Here is a 19,076-nt window from a genome sequence, read left to right as displayed (position 1 = left end):
GTATATTACGCTTTCCTCCTTCAGAGTCAACTTCTTTTTCAGAAGTTTTTCTCCGGCGGCTCAGTTTCCTGAACCTCCCGACACCGCATTCCGTAAGCCGTTGTGCCGTGTCGATGGAGGCGCATTATAGGGCGTTCGCGCGGCCTGACAAGGGTTAATTGCAAAAATATTACTGTTCGTCTCAAATTTCGCCAGATCGCGTTATTTCAGTACGATTTGCCTGGTAACTGTGCAAAATCCCTGGCAAAACGCTGTACCTGCTGCCAGTCAGTATATTCCACTTCTTTCGTCGCATCAGTTTCCCCCCCGGTCATGCGCATTATTAACTGAATCATGATCCGGTCAAACCAGCGATAGCGGGGATAATAGAGCGCACCAGCGAAAACAGCACAGCAATCAGGCTGCCAGGGCGACTGCGTTAAGAACTTGACGGTATAACCATTCGTTTCGGGCGTACGCTTCTCTGGCTTGCGCGCCGTCAGGTTAACGGAGAAGAAACCGCTTACGCGCTGCTGCAACGCAGCCAGATTATGCTTCACAAATTCACTTACCACTGGCTGGAAATGGCCATAGCGGATTGAAGCACCAATCAACACCCGATCGTACTGTTGCCAGTCAATGGCCTTTGTATCCTGCATATTGATGACATCGCAAGATTGCTGCCCCTTGATCTCATCTGCGATAGCAGAAGCTATTTTTTGCGTTTGACCATCACGGGTCGAAAAGAGAATTAACGCTTTCATCATCTGCATCCTTATTAGTTATTCTCGCCAGAAGGTCGGCGTAAATAACACCAGCAATGTGAATACCTCAAGGCGACCAAACAGCATAGTAGAAATCAAAATCCACTTTGCTACATCGTTCATAGAGGTGAAGTTATCAGCGACCACGCCCAGACCCGGGCCAAGATTGTTTAATGTCGCGGCGACCGCAGCAAACGCAGAGAAATCATCAACGCCGGTGGCAATAATCGCCAGCATGCTAATCAGGAACACCAACGCGTATGCCGAAAAGAATCCCCATACGGCTTCAAGGATACGTTCCGGCAGTGCGCGATTGCCCAGTTTAATGGTGTAGACCGCATTGGGATGGACAAGGCGCTTAAGTTCGCGATTACCCTGTTTGCACAGCAGCAGAATACGAATCACTTTTAAACCGCCGCCCGTAGAACCCGCACAGCCACCAATAAATGCAGAACACAACAGCAACACCGGTAGAAACAGCGGCCAGCGCGCAATGCTGTCTGTGGTGAATCCCGCAGTGGTTGCCATGGATACGACCTGGAAAAAGGCCTGGTTCAGCGTTTGCCAGCCACTGTCATACACATTGTGGAGCCACAAGACGATGGTGCAAATCAGCACCAGCGTCAGTTGCACCCCGATAAACATACGGAACTCAGGATCGCGCCAGTAAGCCCGCAGGCTGCGGTTACTGAGTAATGAGAAGTGTAGGCCGTAGTTACAACCAGAGATCAGCAGGAACACCGCCACAATGGTGTTGATCGTTCCACTCTGGAAATAGCCGATACTGGCATCGTGCGTTGAAAAACCGCCAATGGCGATAGTAGAAAAACTGTGGCCGATTGCATCAAAGGCAGGCATTCCGGCAAACCACAGGGCCAGCGCACAGGCGACTGTCAGTAACACGTAGATGAGCCAGAGCGTCTTGGCCGTTTCCGCAATGCGCGGGCGCATTTTGTTGTCTTTCAACGGGCCAGGCATTTCAGCACGATACAACTGCATGCCACCGACGCCCAGAATCGGCAGGATAGCCACGGCCAGCACAATGATCCCCATGCCGCCAAGCCACTGCAACATCTGGCGATAAAACAAGATGGCCTTGGGCAAGGAGTCCAGCCCCACCAGCGTGGTCGCGCCCGTGGTGGTCAGGCCGGAAAAGGATTCAAAAAAGGCGTCCGTAACGGAAAGATGCGGCTGCTCGGCGAAGATAAACGGCATGGCACCGACGCTGCCCAGCACGGTCCAGAACAGCACAACAATCAGGAAGCCTTCCCGGGGTTTCAACTCCGTTTTCTTCTTACGATTCGGCCACCACAGTAACGAACCGATCACCAACGCCATCATAAAAGTCTGGCTGAAGGCTCGTCCGGCACCGTCACGATAAATCAGCGCAACAAGGCCGGGTAAAATCATCGTTACCGAGAAGAGGATCACCAACAGACCGACAATGCGGGTAATGGCGCGAAAGTGCATTAAGCCGTTCCTTTAATCAAAGAGAAGAACATCATGGTGTAAGCGGAAGAAGCGTTAACGCACCCCGGCTGAAGTCTGACAGATTTTGCTTGAATCCATCAATTTGTCCATAAGGCAGCGCCAGTGTCAGAAAGATACGCTCAAGATACTCACTTTCTGTGATGCTGCCTTCAAAGCGTTGCACCAAACGCTCAATATCACTCAACTGGCCGTAATCACATTGCAGGGTAAACTGCTTTACCGGCACTTTCCGCTGACGCGCCAGTTGTTTTAATCCTTGCTGAACCCCGCCGCCATACGCTTTCACCAGGCCGCCCGTGCCTAACATGATGCCGCCGTAGTAACGCACAACCACTGCGGTAATTTCTCCGATATCGGCACCCATTAACTGCGCCAGCATGGGTTTACCTGCCGTACCGGAAGGCTCACCATCATCGGAAAAGCCCAACTGCTGTGAGTCGTTGGGCGCACCCGCTACCCAGGCCCAGCAATGATGGCGGGCAGTGGGATGATCCTGCTTTACCTGCTGGACAAAAGCACGCGCCGCTTCCACGCCACAGGTGTGAGCCAGCAGCGTAATAAACCGGCTCTTCTTGATCGTCTCTTCACTGACGCTCAGCGCCTGAGCAGGAATATCAAAAGCCTCCATCAGGCAAGGTGCAGGTCGCGCGTCATGTTTTCGACGCGGTTCGCATGGATAATCACGTTGTCCTCAATGCGGATACCGCCATAAGGCTTAAGCGCATCCAGTGCCTGCCAGTTAAAATGCGAACTGAATTTACCTGCACGCAACGGGCCCAGCAGCGAATCAATAATATAGAAGCCGGGTTCAATGGTTAATACCATTCCCGGCTGGATCACCCGGGTACAGCGTAGGTAAGGATATTGCGCAGGTGCAGCAAGGTGCGTACCGCTTTCATCCTGCATAAAGCCGGCGACGTCATGCACCTGCAAACCCAGCGGATGACCTAAACCGTGCGGCATAAAAGGGCCCGTCAGATCGTCGGCGACCAATGCCTCTTCACTTATACCGTGGACCAAATCAAACGTCGTCAGCAATTTCGCAATACGCTGATGCATTTGCAGATGATAATCGGTGTAGCGCACGCCCGCTTTCAGCGTGGCAATCAAAGCCAGCTCTTCCGCGTTCATCGCCTCAACCATTTTGGCATACAGCGTTCCGCTTTGTGCGGCATAACTGCGCGTCAGGTCGGCGGCATAGCCTTGATATTCCGCGCCGGCATCAATCAGGAAACTATAGCGTTTAGCTGGCGGTTGATGATCCAGTTTGGTGTAGTGGAGCACGGCGGCATGTTCATTCAGAGCGATGATATTGCCATAGGGCACATCGGTATCACGATGCCCGGTTGCCGTCAGATAAGCCTGATTGATATCGAACTCACTCAGGCCAGCTGAAAAGGCCTCTTTCGCTGCACGATGCCCGGCCACGGCAATTTTTTGCGCCTGACGCATACAGCTGAGTTCGTAGTCGGTTTTAATACTGCGGTGATAATGCAGGAAATCGATCACCCCTTTTGGATTGATATTCCCCGCGTTGATACTCAGCTGTGCCGCGCGTTCGGGCACCGGGCCAATATAGGCCACGTTTTCACGCTGGGCAGGAAGGAGATCGCCAATGGCATTCGCGTTTGCCAGGCCGACAATCTCAATGTCATCGGTCCAGAAACTGTGCGGGAGAGGTTCAACGTTGTGCCAGTAGTCCACGGGCGAATAAAACCACAATCTCGGTTTGTTCACGCCATCAATCCACAACCAACAGTTTGGTACCTGTGTCACGGGCACCCAGGACTTAAATTGCGGGTTAACCTTAAACGGATAGGTATGATCATCCAGAAACACGGTGAGCAACTCGCCAGAATGGATCAGCATTGCATCCAGTTTATGACGTGCTAATACCTGCTGAGCACGTTGTTGCAAAGTAGTGATATGCGCGTGATACAAGCTTTTCAATGAATCCATTGCCGCCTCTCCAGTATCCAGAAAAGCCGCAGTTTATCACAGCCGAAATGCGGATGCCGGGTTCAGCGCAGCTGTGATCTTGTTAGCAAATAAACAAAGACTTGTTTGCAAAATATTAACATCACTCCCAAACTCACGATCATCTGGTATGACCAGATCACCTTTCGCGGTTTCAGGAGACGTACATGCTCTACCAAGGCGCTAACCTCACTCTTAACCAGTTGGATGATGGCATCGTCGAGCTGGTGTTTGATGCCCCCGGCTCCGTTAATAAGCTGGATACACAAACCGTCGCCAGCCTCGGCGAAGCGATTGCCGTGCTGGAGCAACATGCCGATCTGCGCGGCGTGCTGCTAAGTTCAGCCAAACCCGCCTTTATCGTGGGTGCTGACATTACCGAATTTCTGGCGCTTTTTGATGCGCCAACGGAAAAGCTGAGCCAGTGGCTGACCTTCGCCAACAGCATTTTTAATCGCCTGGAAGATTTGCCGGTTCCCACCATCGCCGCGATCGATGGCTACGCGCTGGGCGGTGGCTGTGAATGCGTTTTAGCAGCCGATTTGCGGGTTGCCACATCAACCGCCCGCTTAGGCTTACCCGAAACCAGGTTGGGCATTATGCCAGGCTTTGGCGGCAGTGTTCGCTTACCTCGCCTGTTAGGCGCTGACAGCGCGCTGGAAATCATTGCGGCAGGTAAAGACATTGACGGTCTAGCCGCACTGAAGCTTGGCCTGGTCGATGCGGTTGTCAGCCCTGATAAACTGCGCGATGCCGCGCTGACAATGCTTAAAGCGGCAGCCAGTGATGGCAGCTGGCGGGCACGTCGCGCCCCTAAATTAGCCCCGTTAAAGCTGAGTCCTGTTGAGGCCGCAATGAGCTTTACGATCGCTAAAGGCATGGTCATGCAAACGGCCGGAAAACATTATCCCGCGCCGATCACTGCCGTTAAGACGATTGAAGCCGCAGCCGCATTAGGCCGTGACGATGCGTTAAAACTCGAAACGGCAGCGTTTGTTCCTCTGGCACAGTCTGATGTGGCCCGCGCGCTCGTGGGCATTTTCCTCAACGATCAGTACATCAAAGGCCTGGCCAAAAAACGCAGCAGTGAAAGCGGCGCGCCCAAACAGGCAGCCGTGCTGGGCGCCGGTATTATGGGTGGCGGCATCAGCTATCAGTCGGCGTGGAAAGGCGTGCCGGTCAAGATGAAGGATATTAATCCGCAGGCGCTTACCCTGGGCATGAATGAAGCCAGTAAGCTTCTGAACAAACAACTGGAACGAGGCAAGATAGACGGGAATAAGCTGGCCGCCGTCATTGCGACCATTCAGCCCACGCTGGATTATTCCGGGTTCGATCAGGCCGATGTTGTGGTTGAAGCCGTGGTGGAAAACCCGCAGATCAAAGCCAGTGTGTTAGCGGAGACTGAGAAACACATGCGTGCCGATGCTATCCTGGCGTCGAATACCTCTACGATTCCCATCAGCCAGCTGGCCCAGGCGCTGCAACGTCCTGAAAACTTTTGTGGGATGCACTTCTTCAATCCGGTCCCTCGTATGCCGCTGGTAGAAGTGGTTCGCGGTGAGAAAACCAGCGAAGCCACCCTGGGGAAAGTTGTGGCATGGGCCAGTAAAATGGGCAAAACCCCCATCGTGGTCAATGACTGTCCGGGCTTCTTCGTTAACCGTGTCCTGTTCCCTTATTTTGCTGCCTTCGGCATGTTGCTACGAGACGGCGCGGATTTCCGTCAGATCGATAAAGTGATGGAAAAGCAGTTTGGCTGGCCGATGGGGCCTTCCTGGCTGCTGGACGTGGTGGGGATTGATACAGCACATCATGCGCAAAGCGTGATGGCGGATGGTTTCCCACAGCGAATGAAAAAGGATTATCGCGATGCTATCGATATTCTGTTTGAAGCAAAACGCTTTGGTCAGAAAAACGGTAAAGGCTTCTGGCGTTGGGAAGAAGACAAAAAAGGGAAGCCCAAAAAAGTGCCTGATGCTGAGGTAGATGCCTTGCTTGAACCTGCCTGTCAGCCAAAGCGGATATTTAGTGACGAAGAGATTATGAACCGCATGATGCTGCCGATGCTGAATGAAGTTGTCCGCTGCCTTGAAGAGAAAATCATTGCCTCCCCTGCCGAGGCGGACATGGCGCTGGTATATGGTCTGGGATTCCCACCATTCCGTGGAGGGGCTTTCCGTTATCTCGATACGCTGGGTAACAGTAACGTCGTGGACCAGGCGAAACGCTATACGGCACTGGGCGGTCTGTATGCGCTACCGGCCCTTTTGTCCGAAAAAGCGCGCCAACATGAAAGCTGGTATCCCGCCGTCAAACCGATTGATGAAGCCGCGTTCAGAAGCGCCTGAGGGAATAAAAATGGAAAATGTAGTCATTATTGACGCGGTGCGTACACCAATGGGTCGTTCCAAAGGCGGCGCTTTCCGCAACGTGCGTGCTGAAGACCTGTCTGCGCATGTTATGCGGGCGCTGCTAAGCCGCCAGCCGGCGGTCAATGCAGCAACGCTGGATGACGTTGTCTGGGGCTGCGTACAGCAAACGCTGGAGCAAGGTTTCAATATTGCCCGCAATGCCGCGCTGTTGGCAGAAATCCCGCATGTCGTCCCGGCTACGACAGTCAATCGCCTGTGTGGATCGTCAATGCAGGCGTTACACGATGCCGCCCGCGCCATTATGGTCGGTGATGCTCATGCCTGTCTGATCGGCGGTGTCGAACACATGGGACATGTCCCCATGAGCCACGGCGTTGATTTTCATCCCGGCTTAGGGCGCACTGTTGCGAAAGCGGCAGGGATGATGGGATTAACCGCAGAGATGCTGGCGCGCATGCACCACATTAGCCGCGAGCAGCAGGATGCATTCGCTTTGCGCTCCCATCAACGTGCCTGGCAGGCGACACAGCGCGGCGATTTCGCAAATGAAATTGTTGCGATACACGGCCACGACGCCGACGGCGTGCTGAAACGCTACGACTTCGACGAAGTGATCCGTGAAGATACCAGCCTGGAAGGGCTTGCGGCACTGCGACCTGCATTTGATCCCGTGACCGGGACGGTCACTGCAGGCACATCCTCAGCCCTGTCGGATGGGGCTGCCGCCATGCTGATTATGAGTGAAAGCCGCGCACGGGAACTGGGCCTGAAACCACGCGCCCGTATTAAAAGTATGGCGGTGGTGGGCTGCGATCCCTCGATCATGGGTTACGGTCCGGTACCTGCCAGCAAGCTGGCTTTGAAGCGCGCGGGGCTGAGCGTGAACGACATTGACATCTTCGAGCTTAACGAAGCCTTTGCCGCGCAGGTTCTGCCCTGCATTAAGGATTTGGGCCTGTCAGACAAACTGGATGAGAAGGTCAACTTAAATGGCGGTGCTATCGCGTTGGGCCACCCGCTGGGCTGCTCAGGCGCACGTATCAGTACGACGTTGCTGAACATTATGGAACGCCGCGATGCGCAGTTTGGCCTGGCATCAATGTGCATTGGCCTGGGTCAGGGCATCGCCACCGTGATTGAACGCGTTTGATACGTTGGGGACGTTATTATGGGATTGACCCGCCTGTCAGGGGCGGGTTTTTTCTTTCTGCATGCGATCAGATAAAGGCAAAGGCATCGCCATACATCTGTGATTCGACTGCGCCACGCTCTGAACAGAAGCGATCGCGGGCAATTTTAGCCATTTCAAAGCGCCCGGCGATATAGATCTCATGCTCACTCAGGGTGGTAAAGTCCTGCATCACTGCCGTTAATACGGTGCCTGAACGCCCCTGCCAGCCAGCTTCAGGCTGTTCCACAACCGGAATCACCTTGAGATTAGGATGCTTGATAGCCAGCGCGTCTAGCTCATCCATATCATACAGGTGTTTCAGTTCACGGCCGCCCCAGTAGATCGCAATATCACGGTCGGGCTTCTGTGAGAGCGCCGTCAACAAAATGGAGCGCGCATAGGAAAAGCCCGTACCACCCGCAATTAAAATCAAGGGTTTGTCACTCTCTTCACGTAACCATGCATCGCCGTGAGGAATATCAACAACGATTTGCCCGTCTTGCTGGATGCGGTCCATCACGGCCATCGCATAGAGGTTGAGCTCCGACGCCCCGATGTGCAGCTCAATGATTTCGGTTTCCATTGGCGTAGAGGCTACAGAAAACGGGCGCTTATCACGCTCATCCATCACTACCATAAGATACTGTCCTGCACGAAAGCTAAAATCCGCCTCCGGAATCAGACGAACGCGATACACCGTGTCGGTAATCGCTTCAACTGAAGTTACTTTACAGCTTAACGTTGTCATGCGTTCCCTCTGTCGGGTCGTCTTTATGGTTATTGCGCGCCATCAACGCTGTGATGGCTGTTCAAAAATACCGAGGTCATCCCAGATAGCGTCGATACGCGCAGTGACTGCCGGATCTTTAACAATCGGCGTGCCCCACTCTCGTTCTGTCTCGCCCGGCCATTTATTTGTCGCATCCAGGCCCATCTTGGAACCCAGTCCTGAAACCGGTGACGCAAAATCAAGATAATCGATTGGCGTGTTTTCCACCAATACGGTATCGCGCGCCGGGTCCATTCGCGTAGTAATTGCCCAGATAACGTCGTTCCAGTCCCGGGCATTAACATCGTCGTCACACACAATAACAAATTTGGTGTACATGAACTGCCTAAGAAATGACCAAACGCCAAACATCACGCGCTTGGCATGACCGGCATACTGTTTTTTAATCGTGACGACCGCCAGACGGTAGGAGCATCCTTCCGGTGGCAAATAGAAGTCGACGATTTCCGGAAACTGTTTAACCAGAATAGGCACCAGCACTTCATTTAACGCCACGCCCAGAACGGCAGGTTCATCTGGCGGACGTCCTGTGTAGGTTGAATGATAAATAGGCTGATGCCGCTGCGTAATATGCGTAACGGTAAAAACCGGGAAGCTGTCGACTTCATTATAGTAACCGGTGTGGTCGCCATAAGGACCTTCTGGGGCCATATCGCCGGGTTCAATATAACCCTCCAGCACGATTTCCGCGCTGGCAGGCACTTCCAGATCGTTGGAAATGCATTTAACCACTTCGGTTTTGTTACCCCGCAGCAGACCCGCAAAGGCATATTCTGACAAGGTGTCCGGGACGGGCGTCACCGCGCCAAGGATGGTCGCCGGATCGGCGCCCAGCGCAACGGAGACCGGAAAACGCTCGCCTGGGTGGGCTTTGGTCCACTCCAGATAATCAAGGGCGCCGCCGCGATGAGAAAGCCAGCGCATGATAAGGCGGTTTTTACCAATAACCTGCTGGCGATAGATGCCCAGGTTCTGCCGCTCTTTGTGCGGCCCGCGGGTTACGGTGAGCCCCCAGGTAATCAGCGGAGCCGCATCGCCGGGCCAGCATTTCATGACGGGAATCCGCGTCAGATCGACGTCATCGCCGCTGAAAACCTCTTCCTGACAGGGTGCATTGCGCAACCTTTTGGTGGGCATATTCAGCACCTGCTTAAACTGCGGAATTTTGCTGAACAGGTCACGGAAGCCTTTCGGCGGCTCAGGCTCTTTTAAGAAGGCCAGCAGTTCACCCACCTCACGCAGTGCACTGACCTCTTCCTGTCCCATTCCCATGGCAACGCGCTTTGGCGTACCGAACAGGTTGCACAGGACGGGCATGTCGTAGCCCTTTGGGTTTTCAAACAACAGTGCCGGGCCGCCTGCTCGTAAGGTGCGGTCCGCAATTTCCGTCATTTCCAGTTCGGGGTCGATCTCGTGCGATATACGCTTCAGTTCACCACGCTGTTCAAGCAGCGCAATAAAGTCTCTTAAATCCTGATATTTCATGCGGCTTCAACTTTCCGGCCAGAGTGAATGGGTCATTATAGGGCTGATTGTGGGGGATGTGTTGAGCTTTATGCACCGCATCCTCTCCCTTACCTGTCACTGACGGCAATCAGGCGGCTTGCGGCAATAATTTTTGCCCCGTTGGTTGCGAATAATTCACAGTTATTCACTTTATGCGGTGGCACTCACCATTCAGAACAATCTTAGTTTATTTTCCATGCAACGCCGCTTTCCAACCCCCCAATGCGCTATAACTCTGGCTGGAGGTTTGCTATTCTTAGCGTCCATTCATTGGGAGCAGTTATGGAATCCTGGTATTTACTCTATTGCAAACGTGGGCAGCTATTGCGTGCGAAAGAGCATCTTGAGCGGCAAGACGTAAATTGCCTGAGTCCGATGATCGCGCTGGAGAAAATCGTGCGTGGTAAGCGAACTACCGTCAGTGAACCGCTGTTTCCAAACTATCTGTTTATTGAGTTTGATCCGGAAGCCATTCATACCACAACCATAAGCAGCACGCGTGGCGTCAGCCATTTTGTCCGCTTTGGTACGACGCCGGCTACCGTGCCTGCCGTGGTTATTGATGCGTTACAAACCGACGTGCCTCAAACGCTGCTCGATCCCGAAACACCGCAAAACGGTGATGAGGTGATCATCACCGAGGGAACGTTTGAAGGCTTGCGGGCGATTTTTTCAGAGCCGGATGGCGAAGCGCGCTCAATCCTGTTGTTGAATCTGCTGAACAAACAGGTCGTACGCAGCGTGGACAACCGGCAGTTCCGCAAAGCTTAGATCAGCCTAAACAGCTTACGCGCATTGTGATCCACCTGTTTTGCCAGCGTCCCGGCATCTTCGCCGCGCCAGATTGCGACCTGCTGCAGGATATGCGGCAAAAAGCAGGGTTCATTCCGTCTTGATGTAGGACGGGGGCGCATATCACGTGGCAGCAGATAGGGCGCATCCGTTTCCAGTAATAATCGATCGGCGGGAATCAGCGGCAACATCTCACGCAGCGCGATACCACGGCGCTCATCGCATACCCAGCCCGTAATGCCCACTGACAGCCCCATTTCCAGGCAGGCCGCTAACTCTTCACGCGTGCCGGTAAAGCAGTGAATGACGGCGGCAGGCAGTTTAGGCAACCAGGGTTCAAGCACGGCGGCAAAACGCGCATGCGCTTCCCGACAGTGAAGAAACACGGGCATATTCAGCTCAGCGGCCAGCGCCAGCTGCGCATCAAACGCATACTCCTGCTGCTGGTGAGCGGCCAGGTTACGATTGAAATCCAGTCCGCATTCACCTATTGCCACCACCTCTTTTTTCTCAGCCAGGCGGCGCAACGTGCTCGCAATTTCTGCTGACCATTCACTGGCATGATGTGGATGCACGCCAGCAGTTGACCAGCAATAATCCTGATGGGCCTCTGCCAGTTTTTGCGCCTGCTGACTTTCAAGCGCGTTGGTGCCGGTAATCAACATGCCGGTGACGCCCGCTTCGCGCGCGCGTGAGATCACCTTTTTCCGATCGGAGGCGAACTGCGTGCTGGTCAGGTTTACACCGATATCAAACATATTTTTTTCACTCTTTATCATTAACACCATAAACAAAAACCGCCTGGCGGCGGTTTTTGACTTGACTCTCCCGCCTGTGCGGGATGCTGGATCTGACATCAGGAGTCGGCGTTATCTTCCTCATCCTCTGCCTGACGGCCTTTTCCCACATAGTAACGTGAGAAGAATACGCCGACTTCAAACAGGCAGTACATCGGAATAGCGAGCAAAGTTTGGGAAAAAACATCTGGCGGTGTGAGCAACATCCCAACAACAAACGCACCAACCAAAATATAGGGGCGTTTCTTTTTTAAATCGTCGGGGTTAGTGATGCCCGTCCAGCAGAGCAGCACAATCGCAACCGGCACTTCAAACGCCACACCAAATGCCATAAACAATGTCATCACGAAATCGAGATAGTTGGTGATGTCTGTTGCGATGGTCACGCCCTGCGGAGCCGTTTTAGCGAAGAAGCCAAAAGCCAGCGGAAAGACGATGAAGTAGGCAAACGCCACGCCAACGTAAAACAGCAGGGTGCTGGAGAACAGTAACGGCATGACCAACTTGCGTTCATGACGATAAAGGGCTGGCGCGACAAAGGCCCAGACCTGATACAGGATAACCGGCACGGCAAGAAACACCGACACGATCATCGTCAGCTTAATCGGGGTAAAAAAGGGTGACGCGACATCAGTCGCGATCATGCTGGCACCCGCAGGCATCTGATTAATCAACGGCGATGCCACCGCGTGGTAGATGTCGTTAGCAAAGTAGATCAGGGCCAGAAAGATGACCAGCACAGCACCAATACAGTTCAACAGACGCTTACGCAGCTCAATCAGATGGCTGATAAGTGGTTGGGTATCTTCAACGGCCATTATCGTTCATCACTTGCAGAAGGAGTAGAAACTGAACTTGCCGACGGCACAGCACTTTCGGGCTTAACCGCAGGTTGTGCATCGACACGCGCTGGCGACTGTGCCGGTGCACTGGCGTGCCCAGATGCAGGATACGACTGAACCGGCGCGGGCTCAGCATGGCTGTCCGTCGGTTGAGAGGCAACAGGTTCAGGTGTCGCCGGTGGTGCCTGTACAGGTGCAGGGTACGACTGGACCGGCGCGGGCTCAGCATGGCTGTCAGTCGGTTGAGAGGCAACAGGTTCAGGTGTCGCCGGTGGTGCCTGTACAGGTGCCTGCGCCTGATGCTCACTGGTCGCGGGGGTAACCGGGTGCAGCGTATCAGCTGTCGATGTATGTTGTGGAGAATGAATGGTATTGGCTTCGTCTTCGTCTCTTTCAATATCAATGCTCTGCTTTACCGAGCGCTTCATTGAGTCAGCCGTTTTACGCAGCTCTTCCATGGATTCTTTAAGCTCGGGCGACAGCGTGCCCCGACCGGCTTCCTCCACCTTTTTCAGGCTGTCCTGCAACTCCTGCAGCTTCAGCTCTTGCGCCAGCTCACTTTGAACGTTGGCGGCCAGCGAGCGAATCGCTCTGATCCAGCCCATGACCGTTTTAACCGCAAGCGGGAGCCGTTGCGGGCCAAGAACGATCAGCCCGATCACGAAAACCAATACCAATTCACCAAAACCAATATCGAACACGGTTTACACCTGCTTGTCGTTCTTGACTTCGTCTTTTTGAGCCGACGTTGGCTGTTTATCCGCCAGCGTTTTGGCATGGAAATCAGCGTCCTGCTCTTTCGGTTGATCCTTTTTATCGTCTTCATCGCCCATGGCTTTCTTAAAACCACGGATAGAAGAACCTAAATCCGAACCCAGATTACGTAATTTGTTGGTACCGAACAGAAGAACCACAATCACGGCAATAATTAACAGCTGCCAAATACTAATACCGCCCATGAGATAGCCTCGATTTTTTTGTTAAACGCTGTGGCGTAATGCCCTACAGAAACCCGTATTTATTCGGGCCCGAATCAGCGACATTACCGTGTTTCTGGCGCAAGTGACAATCAGTTTGTCTTACGCCAGCCAATTAACCAGCTGACAAAGCCCGCCGCCATTAATGCCGCCGGGAACAGGTCCCATTCAGGCCTGCTGAGGAGCACCGCCGTTCCGCTAATCAGCAGTGTCGCACCTACGCCAAACAGGTAACGAGCCTGATGCTGACGTGTACGTTGGACACTTATATCGTTCGCGAGTTTATCCACACTGAGACGTAGCTGCTTATGCTGACGCAAACTGTCGTAAAACAGCTCTGGCAGCTCTGGCAATTTTTCTGCCCAGTAAGGGGCCTTTTCTTTCACGGCACGGATAATCGCCGGAATACCGATCTGATCCTTAATCCAGTCCTCAAGGAACGGTTTTGCCGTTTTCCATAAGTCCAGTTGCGGATAGAGCTGGCGACCAATCCCTTCGACATACAGTAAGGTTTTTTGCAGCAGCACCAACTGGGGCTGCACTTCCATATTAAAGCGACGCGCTGTGTTAAACAGGTTCAGCAGCACGTGACCAAACGAGATTTCCGCTAGCGGTTTCTCAAAAATAGGCTCGCACACGGTACGGATGGCAAACTCGAAATCTTCAACATTGGTGTCGGCTGGCACCCAGCCCGAGTCGACATGCAGCTCCGCGACTTTGCGGTAATCACGGTTGAAGAAGGCAATAAAATTCTCTGCCAGATAGCGCTTATCTTCTTTATTGAGCGATCCGACAATGCCGCAGTCGATACCAATATACTGCGGGTCTTCAGGATGATCGTAGCTGACAAAGATATTGCCGGGGTGCATGTCGGCATGGAAGAAACTGTCGCGGAAAACCTGCGTAAAGAACACCTGAACGCCGCGCTCCGCTAACAGCTTCATGTTAACGCCGTGCTGCTCCAGCGTTGCCACATCAGAGATAGGAATGCCATAAATGCGTTCCATCACCATCATGGTTTCACTGCAATAGTCTGAGTAAACCTCCGGCACATACAGCATGCGGCTGTTTTCAAAGTTCCGTCGCAGTTGAATCGCATTGGCCGCTTCGCGTAACAGGTTTAACTCATCAATCAGGGTTTTCTCGTAATCCCGAACCACCTCAACCGGGCGCAGACGGCGGCCATCGGGCAGCAGACGGGGCACCCAGCGGGCAATGCGGTAAATGAGCTTCATGTCCGCTTTAATGACCGGCAGGATATCCGGACGGATGACCTTGATGACGACTTTTTTACCTGTGGATTTTAGCGTTGCCGTATGAACCTGAGCGATAGAGGCCGAAGCCAGTGGGATAATCTCGAAATCATCAAACCAGGATTCAATCGGTGCGCCCATTGAGGCTTCGATCTGCGCTTTAGCCTTGACCCCATCAAAGGGGGCAACGCGGTCCTGCAGGACCGCAAGTTCATCGGCAATCAGCGGCGGAAACAGGTCACGACGCGTTGACAGCATCTGCCCAAACTTGATCCAGACCGGGCCTAACTGCTCCATGGCCATACGTAAACGTACGCCAAGGAGTTCTTGCTTGTGCTGGTTGGGGATCCAGAAAATACAGCGGCGCCACAGTCGCAGTGGAAGCGTCAGACGCATCTGTGGAATCAGTTCATCAAGGCCGTACGTCAAAAACACCTTAATAATAAAATATAACCGGCGGATCTCTCCAAAACTCATTTCGCCTCCAGCTGTGCCAGACGCGCATCAAGCGCCTCAAGCGAACGTTCCATCGCGCTAACCTCCTCAGAGAACCAGGCAAACTCCAGCGCACCAGGCGCCACCCGCCACTCTTCTGTTAATGCCTGACCAAGGTAGTCCTGACGCCGTTGTGTTTCTGCTTTGAAAAAACGCAATGCACGCTGTGCACCCTGACTCATCCCCTGAGCGGCGATGTCACCGACCCAGGGGGCAAGGTATTCAGCGGGGTCCAGCTCGGCCAGATCCATTAGCGCAGAAAAGTGCTGAACCACCTGCAAGTCACCTTCAACCTGTAACTCACCGCTGCGAATCAGCGTCGTAAGCTGCTGGCGATCGCGTAATTTTGGCAAGGATTTGAGCTGTGTAATGACCGTGCAGTCACTCTTGTCCTGCCAGTCACTGAGCACGTCCAGTTGCTGTTCGCTAAATACCAGCACCAGCGGCCAGGATAGCTCAGTTAAACGTAACGTCAGTACCTTACCGACAAGGCGCTGGCGTGCGCTTTTCAGGCCACGGTCACGATACAGTATGCGGTTTAACGCCGTCTCAATACCGGCGGTGATTACGGGTGTTAAGGTCATCGCCATAATGGTTAAAATTTGAACCCACGATGAAGCGCCACGATGCCACCTGTCATATTGAAATAGGTGGTGTTTTCAAATCCTACGTCATTCATCATCGCTTTCAGGGTTTCCTGATCGGGATGCATACGAATGGATTCAGCAAGGTAACGATAGCTTTTCGCGTCCTGAGCGACCAGTTGCCCGATACGTGGCAGAACGTGGAAAGAATAGGCATCGTAGGCTTTGCTCAGCGGTTCGATAACCGGTTTGGAGAACTCCAGCACCAGCAAACGTCCACCCGGCTTCAGCACGCGGAACATCGACGCCAGCGCCTTCTCTTTTTCAGTCACGTTACGCAGGCCGAAAGAGATAGTGATGCAGTCAAAATAGTTATCAGGGAACGGCAGTGCCTCGGCGTTAGCCTGCACATAGCTGACGTTACCTACCACGCCCAGATTGCGCAGCTTTTCCCGGCCCATCTTCAGCATTGAGCTGTTAATGTCAGCCAAAACGACCTGACCGGTTTCGCCCACCAGGCGCGAGAATTTTGCGGTTAAATCGCCTGTCCCGCCCGCCAGGTCCAGCACACGCTGGCCACGGCGCACGCCGCTGCTGTCAATGGTAAAACGCTTCCAGACTCGATGGACGCCAAACGACATCAAATCGTTCATCAGGTCATATTTTGCCGCTACGGAGTGAAACACGTCCGCGACTTTGTCGGCTTTCTCGCTTTTGGCGACCGTCTGAAAGCCAAAATGGGTGGTTTCCTGCTGTGATTCATCTGCCATCGGTTTTACCTGCTCCACAAACAATACTTACCGAAGTGTATCAGAGTCATGGAGGTCAGGCACGTTGGCGACCTGCTTATTCGCGGAGGTGCCGGACCTGCTCATGATGTTCGTCTGGATGGTTCTCGTCATCTGGCGCGCTGTCGTGCTCATTTTCAGGCATAGCTTGCTCGACCAGGTGCGGGTTAATGGCGCGTTTGACTTCTACGCCCAGATCGCGAAAGCCTTCCGCCTGTGCGATAAGGTTGCCCCGCCCTTCTGCCAGCTTTTTCATTGCCTCGCGATAGCTGTTCTGCGCCTTATCAAGGCTATGACCAATCCCGCTCATATCATCAACAAACAGCCGCATTTTGTCATACAGCCGGGAGGCCCGTTCTGCAATGCGCTGTGCATTACGACTCTGATGCTCATAGCGCCAGAGATTGTTAATCGTCCGCAGGGCCACCAGCAGCGTAGTCGGGCTGACCAGCATGATGTTCTGCTGAAGGGCTTCACTGATTAATTCTGGCTGACGATCGATAGCCAGCAGGAAGGCCGGTTCAACCGGAATAAACATCAACACATAATCCAGCGAGCGTAAACCGGGTAATTGTTGATAATCTTTGCGGCCCAGTAGACGAATGTGCCCACGCAGGGCGCTGACATGTTCCTGAATGGCCTGTTCGCGCTCAACGTCATCATCGGCATTAAAATAACGCTCGTAGGCCACCAGCGTCATTTTGGCGTCGATAACCACATCTTTTCCCTGCGGCAGGCGGACAATCACATCAGGCTGCATACGACTTTGCTGTTCGTTCTGCATGCTGACCTGAATATCATACTCATAGCCTTCACGCAGCCCTGAGGCTTCCAGTACCCGACTCAATACCACTTCGCCCCAGTTGCCCTGGATTTTATTGTCGCCTTTCAGCGCCTTTGTGAGGTTAAGCGCCTCCTGAGCCATCTGGGCATTTAACTGCTGTAACTGACGAATTTCATGGGTCAGCGTGTGCCGCTCACGGGCTTCCGCGCCAAAGCTTTCATTCACCTGGCGACGAAAACCATCAAGCTGTTCCCGGAGCGGCCCTATCAGGCTGTTCAGGCTTTGTCGATTCTGTTCATCGACCCGACGTCCACTGTTTTCAAAAATTCGGTTGGCAAGGTTTTCAAACTGCGCGCTGAGCCGCTGCTCGCTGTTTGTCAGCAGGCGCTGTTTTTCTTCCGCTGCGAAACGGGTTTCTTCCAGGCGAATCGTGACCTCACGCAGTTCCGCTTCCTGGGCGCTGTTCACTTCCAGCTGGTTCCGCAGTTCACGAGTGAGCTGTTCACTCTCGTTGCGCCAGTAATCAAGCTGTTGCAGGCGCTCACTGGCCCCACTTAATGAACCATGAAGCTGCCTCAACTCCTGCTCGCGCTGCTGCACCTGCTGCTGAAGCTGTTCGATTTGCTGTTGCTGACGCTGCTGTGCCTCGTTGAGCAAGCGGCGTTCCGTGGAAAAGCTGGCTAACTGATGGCCGACGCGCATTTGCGCCAGTATCCAGCCCACACCAAGGCCGACAAGCGCCAGGCAGATGCTGATAATGATGTGCTGATCCATATTTTCCCCGCTGGTCAGACTAATGAGGGAAAAGGTAAATTCGCACTGTATGAATGTCCAGATATATTTACTGGCGTTGGAAGCAGTGACGCAACAATCTGTCAGGGATGAGACAGGCAGGCCTGATCACTCGCCTGCCTGTTAAAACAGGGGATTACAGTAAACGGCGCGCGGCTTCCACCACGATTTTCACCGCATCGCTTTCCGTCTGCTTCATCGTCACGGCATCCGGAATTTCTTTCTGCGTACGGTTGACGATCACGCCCGCCACCATTCCCGCTCTCAGCCCCTGGCTGGCACACATGGTTAACAGGGTCGCCGACTCCATCTCGTAATTCAGCACGCCCATCTGCTGCCACTCCTGCATCGATCCCTGGAAACGGTTAACGACGCGACCGGAAAAGGTATCGTAACGTTCCTGACCGGGATAGAAGGTGTCAGAGGAGGCCGTGATACCGATATGCGTTTTGGCACCACAGGCTTCTGCGGCCGCCACCAATGCTGTAGTACAGGTGAAATCCGCCACCGCCGGGAATTCCATGGGGGCGAAATGCAGGCTTGCCCCGTCCAGGCGTACTGACGCCGTCGTGACAAGAACATCCCCCACGTTGATATGCGGCTGAATCGCCCCCGTTGTGCCCACGCGCAGGAAGGTACGCACGCCAAGCTGCGCCAGCTCCTCGACGGCAATTGATGTCGAAGGCCCGCCAATCCCTGTGGAACACACGACAACCGGCTTGCCATCCAGCTTAGCCAGCCAGGTGGTGAACTCACGATGAGAGGCCAGGTGCTGTGCATCTTCCATCAGCCCGGCAATCTTTTTCACGCGCTCAGGATCGCCGGGAACAATGGCCAGCGTCGCCCCCTGCAGGTCAGCTTTGGTCAGGCCAAGATGGAAAACGTCAGACTGTGTCATATCAGACTCCGGGTTAAGGAA

Annotated in this window: 18 protein-coding genes; 3 read left to right on the top strand and 15 right to left on the bottom strand. The window is 53.6% G+C overall.

Annotated features, from left to right (window positions below; translation table 11 throughout):
• Positions 1 to 206 precede the first annotated feature (206 nt).
• The 4 genes from hemG to pepQ are packed head-to-tail and all read right to left on the bottom strand — an operon-like array spanning position 207 to position 4,193.
• Positions 207 to 743, bottom strand: a complete 537-nt coding sequence (gene hemG, locus NR177_RS21620; RefSeq protein ID WP_256853609.1) for a menaquinone-dependent protoporphyrinogen IX dehydrogenase — start codon at positions 741 to 743, stop codon at positions 207 to 209.
• A gap of 18 nt (positions 744 to 761) precedes the next feature.
• A complete protein-coding gene (gene trkH, locus NR177_RS21615) occupies positions 762 to 2,213 on the bottom strand; it encodes a Trk system potassium transporter TrkH (RefSeq protein WP_063877935.1) in 1,452 nt (483 codons plus the stop codon).
• A gap of 31 nt (positions 2,214 to 2,244) precedes the next feature.
• Positions 2,245 to 2,862, bottom strand: coding sequence for an IMPACT family protein (locus NR177_RS21610; RefSeq protein WP_096012952.1), 618 nt, complete (start codon positions 2,860 to 2,862; stop codon positions 2,245 to 2,247).
• A complete protein-coding gene (pepQ, locus tag NR177_RS21605; protein ID WP_256853608.1) occupies positions 2,862 to 4,193 on the bottom strand; it encodes a Xaa-Pro dipeptidase in 1,332 nt (443 codons plus the stop codon). The genes NR177_RS21610 and pepQ overlap by 1 nt, the downstream gene beginning before the upstream one ends.
• Before the next feature lie 185 nt (positions 4,194 to 4,378).
• On the opposite strand from pepQ, the gene fadB reads away from it, so the two are divergent.
• On the top strand, positions 4,379 to 6,562 hold the full coding sequence (gene fadB / locus NR177_RS21600) for a fatty acid oxidation complex subunit alpha FadB (RefSeq protein WP_256853607.1): 2,184 nt from the start codon (positions 4,379 to 4,381) through the stop codon (positions 6,560 to 6,562).
• Positions 6,563 to 6,572: 10 nt separating this feature from the next.
• Positions 6,573 to 7,736, top strand: a complete 1,164-nt coding sequence (gene fadA / locus NR177_RS21595; protein ID WP_256853606.1) for an acetyl-CoA C-acyltransferase FadA — start codon at positions 6,573 to 6,575, stop codon at positions 7,734 to 7,736.
• A 67-nt stretch (positions 7,737 to 7,803) separates the two neighbouring features.
• Here fadA and fre read toward each other — a convergent pair whose 3' ends face one another.
• Positions 7,804 to 8,505 carry an NAD(P)H-flavin reductase gene (gene fre, locus NR177_RS21590; RefSeq protein ID WP_063877930.1) on the bottom strand — a complete coding sequence of 234 codons (702 nt, stop codon included), beginning with the start codon at positions 8,503 to 8,505 and terminating at the stop codon, positions 7,804 to 7,806.
• Positions 8,506 to 8,547: 42 nt separating this feature from the next.
• Complete coding sequence (gene ubiD / locus NR177_RS21585) at positions 8,548 to 10,032, bottom strand: 4-hydroxy-3-polyprenylbenzoate decarboxylase (protein ID WP_096012949.1); 1,485 nt, start codon at positions 10,030 to 10,032, stop codon at positions 8,548 to 8,550.
• 303 nt (positions 10,033 to 10,335) lie between these two features.
• Between ubiD and rfaH the strand changes: the two genes are divergently transcribed.
• Positions 10,336 to 10,824 carry a transcription/translation regulatory transformer protein RfaH gene (gene rfaH, locus NR177_RS21580; protein WP_063877928.1) on the top strand — a complete coding sequence of 163 codons (489 nt, stop codon included), beginning with the start codon at positions 10,336 to 10,338 and terminating at the stop codon, positions 10,822 to 10,824.
• Here the strand turns inward: rfaH and tatD are convergent.
• From tatD to udp, 9 genes are all read right to left on the bottom strand, one after another.
• Positions 10,821 to 11,603, bottom strand: a complete 783-nt coding sequence (gene tatD / locus NR177_RS21575) for a 3'-5' ssDNA/RNA exonuclease TatD (protein ID WP_063881075.1) — start codon at positions 11,601 to 11,603, stop codon at positions 10,821 to 10,823. The two genes, rfaH and tatD, sit on opposite strands and share 4 nt — an antisense overlap.
• A gap of 98 nt (positions 11,604 to 11,701) precedes the next feature.
• A complete protein-coding gene (gene tatC, locus NR177_RS21570; protein WP_063877927.1) occupies positions 11,702 to 12,460 on the bottom strand; it encodes a Sec-independent protein translocase subunit TatC in 759 nt (252 codons plus the stop codon).
• Positions 12,460 to 13,185: a Sec-independent protein translocase protein TatB gene (tatB, locus tag NR177_RS21565; RefSeq protein ID WP_172898164.1), complete on the bottom strand. Its 726-nt coding sequence runs from the start codon at positions 13,183 to 13,185 to the stop codon at positions 12,460 to 12,462. The genes tatC and tatB overlap by 1 nt, the downstream gene beginning before the upstream one ends.
• Positions 13,186 to 13,188: 3 nt before the next feature.
• Positions 13,189 to 13,443 (bottom strand): twin-arginine translocase TatA/TatE family subunit, encoded by a 255-nt coding sequence (tatA, locus tag NR177_RS21560; protein WP_063877925.1) that lies wholly within the window; start codon positions 13,441 to 13,443, stop codon positions 13,189 to 13,191.
• Positions 13,444 to 13,553: 110 nt separating this feature from the next.
• Entirely contained in the window at positions 13,554 to 15,191 is a 1,638-nt protein-coding gene (ubiB, locus tag NR177_RS21555; protein ID WP_063877924.1) for a ubiquinone biosynthesis regulatory protein kinase UbiB, read from the bottom strand.
• The gene (locus tag NR177_RS21550; protein ID WP_063881074.1) at positions 15,188 to 15,793 is read right to left on the bottom strand and encodes an SCP2 domain-containing protein; all 606 of its coding nucleotides are present in this window, start codon (positions 15,791 to 15,793) and stop codon (positions 15,188 to 15,190) included. Before NR177_RS21550 ends, ubiB begins: the two co-directional genes overlap by 4 nt.
• An 11-nt stretch (positions 15,794 to 15,804) precedes the next feature.
• Positions 15,805 to 16,563 carry a bifunctional demethylmenaquinone methyltransferase/2-methoxy-6-polyprenyl-1,4-benzoquinol methylase UbiE gene (gene ubiE, locus NR177_RS21545; protein WP_256853605.1) on the bottom strand — a complete coding sequence of 253 codons (759 nt, stop codon included), beginning with the start codon at positions 16,561 to 16,563 and terminating at the stop codon, positions 15,805 to 15,807.
• 76 nt (positions 16,564 to 16,639) lie between these two features.
• Positions 16,640 to 18,139 carry a DNA recombination protein RmuC gene (gene rmuC, locus NR177_RS21540; protein WP_063877922.1) on the bottom strand — a complete coding sequence of 500 codons (1,500 nt, stop codon included), beginning with the start codon at positions 18,137 to 18,139 and terminating at the stop codon, positions 16,640 to 16,642.
• A 154-nt stretch (positions 18,140 to 18,293) separates the two neighbouring features.
• Complete coding sequence (udp, locus tag NR177_RS21535; RefSeq protein WP_063877921.1) at positions 18,294 to 19,055, bottom strand: uridine phosphorylase; 762 nt, start codon at positions 19,053 to 19,055, stop codon at positions 18,294 to 18,296.
• Positions 19,056 to 19,076 lie beyond the last annotated feature (21 nt).

The sequence above is a fragment of the Pantoea sp. Fr+CA_20 genome, assembly GCF_024520835.1.
In the GTDB taxonomy this organism is placed as follows: domain Bacteria; phylum Pseudomonadota; class Gammaproteobacteria; order Enterobacterales; family Enterobacteriaceae; genus Pantoea; species Pantoea allii.
Note: the sequence above shows the minus strand (reverse complement) of the source record. Positions and strands in the feature narration are given on the sequence as shown.